Source organism: Pseudomonas sp., assembly GCF_032058845.1.
Taxonomy (GTDB): domain Bacteria; phylum Pseudomonadota; class Gammaproteobacteria; order Pseudomonadales; family Pseudomonadaceae; genus Aquipseudomonas.
Genome location: NZ_DAMCCR010000116.1, coordinates 1 through 11,817 on the forward strand (window position 1 = coordinate 1; position 11,817 = coordinate 11,817).

9 protein-coding genes and 1 pseudogene are annotated in these 11,817 nt (G+C 64.3%); 5 read left to right on the forward strand and 5 right to left on the reverse strand.

Features of this window, described 5'->3' with window-relative positions; all coding sequences use genetic code 11:
• The 3 genes and pseudogenes from RT028_RS17625 to RT028_RS17635 all read left to right on the forward strand — a co-directional run.
• Positions 1 to 290: pseudogene (locus RT028_RS17625) on the forward strand (alpha-ketoglutarate permease); the annotation flags it as partial.
• A gap of 269 nt (positions 291 to 559) precedes the next feature.
• Complete coding sequence (locus RT028_RS17630; RefSeq protein ID WP_312936394.1) at positions 560 to 1,162, forward strand: flavin reductase family protein; 603 nt, start codon at positions 560 to 562, stop codon at positions 1,160 to 1,162.
• Between the two features lie 166 nt (positions 1,163 to 1,328).
• On the forward strand, positions 1,329 to 1,529 hold the full coding sequence (locus RT028_RS17635; protein ID WP_312936395.1) for a hypothetical protein: 201 nt from the start codon (positions 1,329 to 1,331) through the stop codon (positions 1,527 to 1,529).
• Between the two features lie 70 nt (positions 1,530 to 1,599).
• Here the strand turns inward: RT028_RS17635 and RT028_RS17640 are convergent, their stop codons facing one another.
• From RT028_RS17640 to RT028_RS17655, 4 genes are all read right to left on the reverse strand, one after another.
• Positions 1,600 to 1,833 (reverse strand): hypothetical protein, encoded by a 234-nt coding sequence (locus RT028_RS17640; RefSeq protein WP_312936396.1) that lies wholly within the window; start codon positions 1,831 to 1,833, stop codon positions 1,600 to 1,602.
• A gap of 200 nt (positions 1,834 to 2,033) precedes the next feature.
• A complete protein-coding gene (locus RT028_RS17645) occupies positions 2,034 to 3,362 on the reverse strand; it encodes a TolC family outer membrane protein (RefSeq protein ID WP_409567293.1) in 1,329 nt (442 codons plus the stop codon).
• Positions 3,359 to 4,693, reverse strand: a complete 1,335-nt coding sequence (locus RT028_RS17650; RefSeq protein ID WP_312936398.1) for an HlyD family type I secretion periplasmic adaptor subunit — start codon at positions 4,691 to 4,693, stop codon at positions 3,359 to 3,361. Before RT028_RS17650 ends, RT028_RS17645 begins: the two co-directional genes overlap by 4 nt.
• Before the next feature lie 8 nt (positions 4,694 to 4,701).
• On the reverse strand, positions 4,702 to 6,426 hold the full coding sequence (locus tag RT028_RS17655; RefSeq protein ID WP_312936399.1) for a type I secretion system permease/ATPase: 1,725 nt from the start codon (positions 6,424 to 6,426) through the stop codon (positions 4,702 to 4,704).
• A gap of 359 nt (positions 6,427 to 6,785) precedes the next feature.
• Between RT028_RS17655 and RT028_RS17660 the strand changes: the two genes are divergently transcribed.
• Entirely contained in the window at positions 6,786 to 8,900 is a 2,115-nt protein-coding gene (locus RT028_RS17660; RefSeq protein WP_312936402.1) for a TonB-dependent siderophore receptor, read from the forward strand.
• 681 nt (positions 8,901 to 9,581) lie between these two features.
• On the opposite strand, the gene RT028_RS17665 is transcribed toward RT028_RS17660, so the two are convergent.
• Complete coding sequence (locus RT028_RS17665; RefSeq protein WP_312936400.1) at positions 9,582 to 10,484, reverse strand: LysR family transcriptional regulator; 903 nt, start codon at positions 10,482 to 10,484, stop codon at positions 9,582 to 9,584.
• A gap of 102 nt (positions 10,485 to 10,586) precedes the next feature.
• Between RT028_RS17665 and RT028_RS17670 the strand changes: the two genes are divergently transcribed.
• Positions 10,587 to 11,817 (forward strand): MFS transporter (locus RT028_RS17670; protein ID WP_312936401.1); only part of this gene is annotated, 1,231 nt, incomplete at its 3' end.

The window sequence follows — 11,817 nt, forward strand, 5'->3', positions numbered from 1 at the left end:
TCTTCCTGATCATGGCCGCGCTGATCATCGTCAGCGGCTACACCTCGATCAACGCCGTGGTCAAAGCCGAACTGTTCCCCACCGAAATCCGCGCCCTGGGCGTCGGCCTGCCCTACGCGCTGACCGTGTCGGTGTTCGGCGGTACCGCTGAATACGTGGCGCTGTGGTTCAAGAGCGCGGGCATGGAAACCGGCTACTACTGGTACGTCACCGGCTGCATCGCCTGCTCGCTGCTGGTGTACGCCACCATGAAGGACACCCGCAAGCATTCGCGGATTACCACTGACTGAGGCTGATGACAGCGTGTGGATACACGCACCCCTGACAGGTAGTGCGTGGTAAGAGAGGGCGCTTCGGCTGACGAAGCGCCCTTTTTACATGGGATTTCGCTCAGTGAGCCGATTAATCCTCCTATTCGGCTCACTAAATGAGCCGAATAGGAGGATTAATCGGCTCATGGCCAAGCATTTATTGGCCCGGACAAGCGCAACCCGGCACTTGCAGCCACGGCCAGCCTTGGCACACTAGGCAACTCTTCCCCCGCACAAGGCCTGACCCGATGCATTTCTATGAACCTGCCAAAGGCCACGGCCTGCCCCACGACCCGTTCAACGCCATCGTCGGCCCGCGGCCCATCGGCTGGATTTCTTCGCAGGACGCCGACGGCCGCCTGAATCTCGCGCCGTACAGCTTCTTCAATGCCTTCAATTACATTCCGCCGATCGTGGGGTTCTGCAGCGTCGGGCGCAAAGACAGCCTGAACAACATCGAGCAGACCGGCGAGTTCGTCTGGAACCTGGCCACCAAACCCCTGGCCGAGGCGATGAACCAGAGCTGCGCGGCAGTGGCAGCCGATGTCGATGAGTTTCAGCTGAGCGGCCTGACCCCTGCGCCGTCGCGCATCATTCGTACACCGAGAGTGGGTGAAACGCCGGTGGCCTTCGAGTGCAAGGTCACGCAGATCGTGCAGCTCAAGCGTGCCGATCAGGAACTGGTGCCCAGCTGGCTGATTCTGGGCGAAGTGGTGGCGGTGCACATCGCCGAACACCTGCTCAAGGATGGCATCTACGACACCGCTGCGGCGCAACCCATCCTGCGCGGTGGTGGCCCTGCGGACTACTTCGAGCTGGGCAACCTGTTCAAGATGCGCCGGCCTGCGTAGGCTCGTTGCCTGGCATTGAACACACGCCGGCTCGGCGTCGTGTGTTGCGTCGGACTCGAAAGGAGCCTGTTACAGCATGACGCCCGATGAAGAGCTGAACGTGACCCGATACATCGCCGGGCTGTCGGTTGCCAGCCTGGTGGTGGCTTTGGTGATTGCGCTGTGAATGCTGAACACACTGACCTCCTTTATCGACGTCAGCCGGTTCATTGCCTGTGCCGCCCTGTGGCTCGGCAACCTGATCTCGATGCTACTGAACACGCTCTACTGGTTCATTCGTCGCTGGCCACACTGGCTGCGAGGGGTCATTGCGATTCAGGCGAGCTTGACCCTTGGCGGCCTGCTGTGGGTCGGATCATTCAGCTGAGGCGCAGTTCCGCCGAGGCCGCTCTTACACTGACGCAGGATTACTCGTCCGACACGTGTGCAATAGCCGATTACCAGATCAGTTCGCCTGCTTCGCTCACAGCCTGCAGCCGCTCCAGCTCGGCGCTGGCAGCAGCGTCCGTCGTCACAGCGCTGGTGAAGTGCTGGCCATCGAGGACCTTGTGGAAACGCGGGGCACCGCCGTTGATCAGGTGCTTGACGGCAATCGCGGCGTGATAGCCACCGCCCTCGGCTGGGACCATGGCGGAAACGGCTTCGAACTGCGGGAATACTCTGCGGGCCATGACGGCGCTCCGGTGTGCAAAGGGCGGCGATTGTACACCGAGGTTAGTGGGCGCACTGTCCTGTGATAGGGCAGTCGGTTCGGTGCTGCGATCGGTCGCGATCTCTTAAACAGCCGCTCGGATCCTGGCACTGTGCACTATCGGGCAGATCGAATGCGGAGCCACAGGCCGGCTGCGCCTGACCAGACGCTTACCCTCCCTCAGAACAACCCCTGCACCTTCTCAAGCTCGCGCCGGGTCATCTGCCCGGTGCGGGTGTGCAGGTTCACGTAGCTCTGCAGCATCGCCAGCTTGGTGTCGAGCAGGTCGCGCTTGGCCGAGAACAGCCGCTGCTGGGCGTCGAGGATGTCGACCGTCGAGCGCACCCCGGCGCCGTAGCCCTTCTGTGCCGACGTCAGCGCCGTTTCGCTGGAGCGCACGGCGGTGACCAGGGCCTTGATCTTCTCGAAGCCGGCGACCACGCCCAGGTAGTTCACCTCGACGTCTTCGCTCAACTGCTGCTGTTGCGCATCCAGGCTGGAACGGGCGCTTTCCAGCGCGGCGCGGGCTTTCTCCGACGACGCCGTGACCCCGCCGCCCTGGTACAGCGGAATATCCAGCACCACGCCGACGTAGTAGGTCGACTGGCGCTGGGACAGCTCATTGACGTCGCTCTGATCGATGCGCGCCACTCGCCCGCTCAAGGCCAGGGTCGGATAATGCTGAGCCTTCTGCTGACGCAGATTGGCCTCGGCCAGGTCGATCGAGGCGCGGCTGACGCCAAGCACCCCGGCGGTCTGATCGGCCTTGTTCATCCAGTAGTCGAGGTCCTGCTCGGGGGCCAGCAAGGCCGCGGCCGGAGCCTGCTCCTGCATGGCTGGAATCTGCGTCACGTTCAGCCCCGACCGCCCGGCCAGGCGGCGCAGCGCCGAGCGGTGCTGGGCCTGCAACTGGATTTCCTGGGCGCGTACCGAGTCGAGTCGAGCCTGCGCCTCGGCAAGGTCGGTCACCGTGCCCTCACCGGCGTCGAACAGACGCTGGGATTGCTTGGCCAGGCCTTCGATGGAGGCCTTCTGCTGTGTGGTCAACGCCAGGTCATTCTCCACCTGGGCCAGGTCGAAGTAGGCTTGCACCACCCGGTCGAACAGCGCCTGATCAGCGTTCTCGTGCTGTACCTCGCCCAGTCGACCACGGGCCTTGGCCTGCTCGTAAGCGGCCCAGCGGCCCTTGTCGTAGAGCGGCTGGGTCACGGTCAGGGCGACGCTGTCGGAGGCGTACTGATCATCCTGACGGTTGGTCCTGGAGGCACTGCCGAACTGGCCGCCATGGCCATAGCGGCCATTGATGCCGACCTGCGGCAACAGGGCACTGCGGCCGATGGCGCGCTCCTGGCGCGAGGCGTCGTAATCATGTCCGGCCACCTGGTAAGTGGCATCGTTCAAACGCGAGGCGTCATACAGCCCCAACAGCGACAGCGGCGGCTCCTCGGCGTAGACCGGGGCCGCAGCGAACAGGCTCAGCAGCAGGGTAATGGGCAGGCGCACGGTCACTCTTCCTTCAACGCGCCGGCCATGCGCTCGGCGACCGGTTGCATGAGGTAGCTGGCCAGGGTGCGCTCGCCGGTCTTGACCAGCACTTCGGCCTGCATGCCCGGCTTGATGTCCAGGCCCAGTTCACGCAGGCCAATGACCGCTTCCGGGCTGACCGCCACCTCGACCGAGAAATACGCAGAACCGGTCTTCTCATCGACCAGCTGGTCGGCCGAGACGGTCGCCACCTGGCCGACGATTACCGGCGTGTGCACCCGCTGCAACGAACCGAAGCGCACGTCCACCGGCAGCCCAGGTTTCAGGCGATCGGCCATCATGGGCGGAAACTGCGCCTTGACCACCCAGCTCGAACCCTGCGGCACGATGTCCATCAGGCGCTGGCCAGGCTGGGCGATGCCGCCGACCGTGTGCACGGTCATGCCCATCACCTGGCCACTGACGGGCGCGGTGATGGCGGCGCTGTTGACGTCGAATTCCAGCGACTTGATCTGGTCGAGCAAGCTGGAGGTCTGCGCGCTGACCTGGGTCAGCTGGGTCTCGGCGTCGCTGCGAAACTGCTGGGCTTGCTGCAAGCCCTTGAGCTGGCTTTCATTGATGCTCTGGCGGGTTCGGCCAATGTCGGAAATGCTCGCCGCCAGTTGCGCACCCAATTGCGCGGCGCTGCTTTCGGCCTCGAACAGCCGGTTGCGCGGCAGATAACCTTCGCGCGCCAGCTCGCGCATGCCCTGCAGCGACTGCTGCTGGAACTGCGCCTGCGCGGCATGGTTGCGCCTGATCTCTTCAAAACCCCTGAGCTGGTCGTTGAGCGAGGCGATTTCGTGCTGGCTGATCTGCATGCGGCTGGCCAACTCGGCGCGGCGAGTGGCGAACAGGTAGCCCTGCAGCTCCATGGCGGCCACGGCGCGCGGATCGCTGGCGCGGGCCAGCAAGGCGTCTGACCACTTCACCTGCGCCAGGTCGAGACGCTCGGCCATCAACCGGTCCTCTACGGCACGAGCGCTCAGCCACTGGCCGAGGGCGACGTCGAGCTGCGAACGCGCCTGCACGGTGTTCAGCTGCATCAGTACCTGGCCCTGCTCGACCCGCTCGCCTTCACGCACGCGGATGCTTTCGAGCATGCCGCCGGTGCGCGACTGCACGGTCTTGCGCTCGCCAGACACCACCACCGTGCCGCTGCCGACCACACCGCGATCGAGCGGCGCCAGGCAGGCCCACAGCAGAAAGCCGCCGAGCCCCAGCAGCAGGCACCAGATGCCGATGCGGGCGATACCAACGGCATCGGCGTCGGGGCGATGATCGACAGGGGACAGGTCGTGGGAACTGGCGTGCATTGGCGGCCTCAGGCGGATTGGCTGCTGATTTCGGCGGGCTTGCCGGGCGGCGTGGCGGGCACCAGGGTCTTGAGCACCTGGTCACGCGGGCCGAACAGGTGCTGCACGCCTTCGCGCAGGAACAGCAGCTTGTCGACCGCATTGAGAATGTTCGGCCGGTGGGTCACCAGCACCACCGTGCAGCCGTCGGCCTTGAGCTGGCGCACGGCCTGCACCAGGGCCAGCTCGCCGGCATCATCGAGGTTGGAGTTGGGCTCATCGAGCACCACCAGCGCCGGCTTGCCGTACAGCGCGCGGGCCAGGCCGATGCGCTGTTTCTGCCCACCCGACAGGCCCAGCCCGCCGGTGCCGAGCATCGTGTCGTAGCCGTTGGCCAGTTGCAGGATCATGTCGTGGATGCCGGCCAGTTGCGCCGCAGCGATCACCTGCTCGGCGTGCACGTCACCGAAACGGGCGATGTTCTCGGCGATGCTGCCGTCGAACAGCTCGATGTCCTGGGGCAGATAACCCAGGTGTGGGCCGAGGGCTTCGCGCGACCACTGGCCGATCTCGGCACCATCGAGCCGAACCGAGCCCTGGCGGGCCGGCCAGATGCCGACCATGGCCCGCGCCAGGGACGACTTGCCCGATGCGCTCGGGCCGATGATCGCCAGCACCTCGCCCTTGGCGAGCTTCAGCGTAACGCCATTGACGGCCGGCTTCTGCTGGCCTGGCGGGGTGATCACCAGGCGGTCGAGGCTCAGCGCCCCGCTGGGTGCCGGCAGCGCCATGCGCACGCTGGCCTTGGGAAAGTCGCTGAGCAGCCGGTTCAGGCGCAGGTAACTGCTCTTGGCATTGCCCATCTGCTTCCACGAGCCGATCAGTGCTTCGGCCGGCGCCATGGCGCGGCCCAGCAGAACCGACACCGCAATCATCACCCCGGCGGAAATCTGGTTCTCGATTACCAGAATCGCCCCCAGGCCCAGCGCCAGCGACTGCCAGGTCATGCGCACGAAGCGCGACAGCGAGGCGATTCGCGCGCTGCGGTCGCTGGCCCGGGCCTGCTCGACGATCATCCGCTGCTGCACGTTGAACCAGCGTCTGCGCAGCGGCGCGAGCATGCCCAGGGCCTGGATCACCTCGGCATTGTGCAGGGTGCCGTTGACGTAGCTCGAAGAGGCCACCGACAGGCGATTGGCCTCGGCCATGCTCTTGCGTGTACTCAGCTCGTTCCACAGCGCCAGGGCGGCGAGGATCACCGAGCCGATCACGGTAAACACCCCCAGCCAGGGGTGGAACAGGAAGGTGGCAATCAGGTACAGCGGCAGCCACGGCGCATCGAACAGCGCGATCAGCCCGGGGCCGGTGACGAACTGGCGGATGCTGTTGAGGTCGCTGAGCACCTGCGCCGGGTTGCTGTTGTGCTCTTTCAGGCTGCGCTCGAAGGCAGCGTCGAACACCCGCTCGCCCAGGTGCGTGTCGAGCCCGGCGCTCATGCGGATCATCACCTGCCCGCGCACCCATTCCAGCGCACAGCTCAAGGCAAAGAAGCCGAGCAGGATCAGGCTGAGCATCAGCAGCGTGGTTTCGTTGCGGCTGGTCAGCACCCGGTCGAAGACCTGCATCATGTAGATCGAGGGCACCAGCATCAGCAGGTTGATCACCCCGCTGAACAGGGCCAGCACCCCGAACAGCCGGCGGTAGCGCAACAAGGCAGCATCGATTTCGCGGGAGGGATCGAGGAACAGGCGCATGGCAGTCCGACAGGTCAGCAACGTTGAAGAGAACGACGGGGCGGTCGATGCCGGGCGGCGGCCGATGCTAGCACTTTGCTCGGCGGCGATGAATCGGCTGGCGACGGGGCCTTCGTGATCAGTTCATCGGCCTGCAGGGCAGGTTCTTGAGGGTTGCGCGATCGTTCAGCGGCACCATTGGTCGCGGCTCGCAACGCAGGCAAAAAAAAACAGACTGCGACATAACTTGACATGCTTGTTGGTAACAATTCTCATATGCACCTTAAATATATTTTCATTTAGGCTATCTGGTCATGTCCCGTTACAGTCACGCTCGTCGCTGCACGCTTCCGATCAATCTGCTGGCACTGGCGGTGTGCATGGCGACCTTGCCCCCGGTCTTTGCCGAAGATGAGCCACCTGCTGCCACGCCGCCGGTAACCGGCGAGGTGCTCGAACTGGGCCCCATCGACATCAACAACACCCAGCTCGGCAGTACCACCGAAGGCACCACCTCCTACACCACCGGGCCCATGGCCACCGCCACCAAGCTGCCGCTGACCATGCGCGAAACCCCGCAGGCGGTGACCGTGATCACTCGCCAGCGCATGGATGACCAAGGCATGACCAGCATCAATGATGTGGTCAAGGCAACGCCCGGCATCTTGCTCAATTACAACGATGGGCCGGGCCGCGAGACCTACACATCGCGTGGATTCGACGTCGACAACCTCATGTACGACGGCATTCCCAGTGGCTACAACGGTGTCAACGTGGGCTCGCAGCCCAACCTGGCGATGTTCGACCGTGTCGAGATCGTGCGCGGTGCCACAGGCCTGGTGACCGGCGCGGGCAACCCCTCTGCAGCCATCAACCTGGTGCGCAAGCGGCCGTTGGCTGAGCAGAAAGTGACCTTGACCGGCGCCTTGGGCAGCTGGGATGACTACCGCGGTGAGCTCGATGCCTCCAGCCCGCTCAACTCCAACGGCACCTGGCGCGGCCGGGTGGTCAGTTCCTATCAGGATGCCAACGGTTTCGTCGACAACGCCATGCAGCGCCATGGCCTGTTCTACGCCGTCACCGAAGCGGACCTCAGCGACGACACCACACTGACCCTTGGCTATTCCAACCAGAAGGACAAGACCAACTACTTCTGGGGCTCTTCGATGGTCGGTCTCGACGGCCATCACCTCAACCTGCCCCGCTCCTACAACCCCGGCACCTCGTGGGAGAACAAGGACCAGGAGGTCAATACGGTCTTCGCCGAGCTGCGCCACCAGTTGGCCAACGACTGGAAGCTGCAGGTCAACGCCAACTACGCCGAGCAGGACGCGTTGTTCTCGGGCTCTTACCAGTCCCGTTGGGCTGAAGACCACAGTTTGCAGCGCACCGTCTACCAGGCTTCGCATGACGAGAATCAGGCGGGTGTGGATGCCTTCGCCAGTGGCCCCTTCCAGGCCTTTGGCCGCACCCACGAGCTGGTGGTGGGCGCCAGCAGACGCATTTACGACATGACCACGCAGAGCTACTCGCCTTATGACATGCAGTGGCCACTCGACGCCGGCAAGCCGAACTTCACCAAGAGTGGGCGCGACCGTAACCTCACCACCCAGGATGGCGTGTACATGACCACCCGCCTGAACCTGGCCGACCCGCTGAAGCTGATCCTGGGCGGCCGTCTTGACTGGTATGACTATGACAACCGCGATGGCGACGGCGATTTCAAGGTGACCCGCAACGTGACCCGCTATGCCGGCCTGATCTACGAGCTGGACAGCAATCATTCGGCGTACGTGAGTTACAGCGACATCTTTACGCCGCAGTCCGAGAAGGACACCTCCGCCACGCCGCTGAGCCCGATCGTCGGCAAGAACTACGAGGTCGGCATCAAAGGCGAGTACTTCGATGGCGCGCTCAATGCCAGCGTGGCGCTGTTCCGCATCGACCAGGAAAATCGCGCGGTCGCGGTGACTGTTCCCAACTGCCCGCAATTCGCCTGCTATGAGGCTTCTGGCCTGGTCCGCAGCCAGGGCATCGACATGGAGCTGCAAGGCGCGCTGACTGAAAACTGGCAGGTCGGTGGTGGCTACAGCTATGCCCGCGTGCATACGCTAAAGGATGACGCGGCGCCGCAGAACAAGCACCAGCGCTTTGACACCGACACGCCTGAGCACCTGTTCAAACTCACCACCAGCTACCGGTTCCAGGGTGATCTGGAAAAACTGCGCGTGGGCGGAACGGTGTCCTGGCAAAGCCGCCTGTACAACGACGTGGCGCTCTACGACGGCGGCGAGTACCGGCTCAAGCAAGGCAGCTACGCAGTCACTGACCTGATGGCCGGCTATCGGGTGAACGAGCACCTCGACCTGCAGCTCAATGCCAACAACGTGTTCGATCGCACGTACTACTCGTCCATTGCCAACTCCATCTCATACGGCGGCGACAGCTACGGCGCGCCGCGCAACCTGATGCTGACGGCCAAGTACAGCTTCTGATCCGCTCTGCACCGCCCTGTCGCTGAAAGGCTCAGCGCCAGGGCTGATGCCGGTCAGTACAACCGATTGGGGCCGCTCTGCGGCCCTTTGCGGGTGACCGGAACGTCGGACCGCCCGCTTCCGAAGGTACAGCGCTGGGGTCAGAGGTTGCGATGGAGTCAGACTTTGCGTGGTGATCTGAAATTGACGCGGTCCATGACGCGGTCCATGTAGAAGCGGCTTCAGCCGCGAAGGGCGGCAAAGCCGGCCCGGTGGCCACAGTCGTATTTCGTCAGCCACTTGCCGGGTGCCTGTACTGGGCCGGCTTTGCCGGCCTTCGCGACTAAAGTCGCTCTCATAGAACTACACATAACTTGTTGATTTAACAGGGCCCTGTAGGAACGACCGGTCCGGCGTTCCGGTTAGTCGCGATGGGCGGCGCAGCCGTCCTAACTCAAGCGATGCTTACGGTCCGATAAACCGCCTGTTGCAGCCATTGGGGCTGCTTTGCCGCCCATCGCGAGTGAACTCGCTCCCACACTAGTTCTCTGCGCGACAGCGCGGCGCCTTGCGACGGGCGGACTCCTACACGACAATCTTGTGGGAGCGGGTTCACCCGCGATGGGCGGCAAATCAGCCCCAAAATCGGCCATGAAATCTTATCTGACTAGCATTAAGCGTCAGGGCGGCCATCATTCGCCGCTATTGCATCTCCCGCACCCAGCACTGCTCGATCCAGTCTTCCAGCGCCTTCACCCGCTTGGGCTCATAGCGGTTGTTCAGCCGTACCAGGTGCACCGGCAGCCCGGTCAGGCTCCACTCCGGGAGCAATTCCACCAGTTCACCCGAGTCGATCCCCTCCTGAAAAAGCCAGCGTGGCCCTGGATGAAGGCCCGCCCCCTGGCGCACCGCCTGCAGGATCGCGCCGACATTATTGAGGTAGAACACCCCTTGCAGCTCGACGCTGGCCTGCTTGCCGTCGCGGTTCAGGCGCAGGCGGGTGCGGTGGCGCTCCTGGCCCAAGGAATAGAGGATGGCGCGGTGGCCGGCGAGGTCTTGCGGCTTCTCCGGCATGCCGTGAGCGCGTACGTAGCCTGCGCTGGCGCACAGCACGCTGGGCATGCTGCCGATCTTGCGCGTGAGCATGTCGGAGACCGGCAGCTCGCCGACCCGCAGGGCCAAGTCCATGGCCTCGCTGCGCAGGTCGATGCGCGAGTCCGACAACACCAGGTCCAGCAGGATCTGCGGGTGCTGGCGCTGAAAGGCGGTGAGCCAGCCGACCAGGTGGCGCTCGCCGAAATTCACCGGGGCAGTCATGCGCACCGTGCCAGCGATCAGCGGTGAACCGCCATCGAGCTCGCCGATCACCCCTTCCATCTCGTCGATCAGCGGTTTCATCAATTCATACGCCCGCGAGCCGGCTTCGGTCATGGCCACCTGGCGGGTCGTGCGATTGAGCAGGCGCACGTTCAGGCGCTTTTCCAGCGAGGAAATCCGTCGGCTCACCGAGGACGGCTCCAGATCGTGGTCATCCGCGGCCTTGGTCAGGCTGCCACGCTCGACGATGCGGAAAAACAGGCGCCATAGCGAAATGTCATCATTCATGCAGTAACCGCAATTCTCTTTTGAATATTGTCCCCTTCAAGTGCACTTATCCCTCAAATACCATCCCCCGTCTACTGGCTCAGGGAAGGAGGGAGAGACGCCATGGAAGCCCAGCAAGACGCGACGCGACGGGCCTTGGTGCTGTGCGCGGTGTGCATGGCCGGCCTGATCCTGCCCTTGGAATACACCGGCCCTGCCATGGCCCTGTCGGCCATTGGTGATGACCTCGGCGGCAGCTCACTGGCCCTGGCGTGGGTGGTCAATGCCTTCGCCCTGAGTTTCGGCAGCGCCATCATGGCCGCCGGCACCCTGGCTGACCTGTATGGCCGCAAGCGCCTGTTCTGCTGGGGCATCGGCAGTTTCACGCTGTTGTCGGTGGTGGTGAGTTGTGCGCCGAACGTGGTGTTTCTCGACCTGATCCGCGGCCTGCAGGGCATCGCCGCGGCGCTGACCATGGCCGGTGGCTCGGCCACCCTGGCCCAGGAATACCAGGGCCACGCCCGCACCCGCGCCTTTGGCCTGCTGGGCACCGCCTTTGGTCTGGGTCTGGCGTTCGGCCCGGTGATCTCGGGGATGCTGGTGGAGTTCTTCAACTGGCGCGCCATCTTCCTGCTCGGCGCAGGCTTCGGCGCCCTGGCCTGGTGGCTGGCCGCGCCGCGCATGGTCGAGAGCCGCGACCCCGACGCCCGCCACCTCGACTGGGCCGGTGTGCTCAGCTTCACCACCCTGCTGATACTGCTGACCTTCGCCATCATGCAAGTGCCCGCTGCGGGCTGGCGCAGCTTGACGGTCGTGGGCCTGCTGGCCGCCGCGGTGCTGACGCTGGTGCTGTTCATCGGCATCGAGCGGCGTCAGGCGCGGCCCATGCTCGACCTGTCGCTGTTCGCCGACAAACGTTTCGTCGGTGTGCAGTTGCTGCCGATCGCCACGGCGCTGAGCTTCATCGTGCTGCTGATCCTGCTGCCGCTGCGTCTGGTGGGTGTCGAGCAACTGAGCGCGGGCCAGGCCGGGCTGATGATGATGGGGCTGTCGCTGCCGATGCTGCTGGTGCCCTTCCTGGCCGCGCTGATGGCGCGCCACATCGCACCGGCCAACCTGTGTTTTGCAGGCCTGCTGCTGGCGGGCATCGGCCTGATCTGGCTGGCCCGCATCGAAGTGGGCGCCGACTGGCTGGCACTGTGCCTGCCGCTGCTGCTGATCGGCACAGGCTCGGCGATGCCCTGGGGGCTGATGGACGACTTGTCGATCAAGGTGGTGTCGGTCGAACGCGCCGGCATGGCCACCGGCATCTTCACCACCATGCGCGCCTGCGGCGAGGCGATCTGCGTGGCCG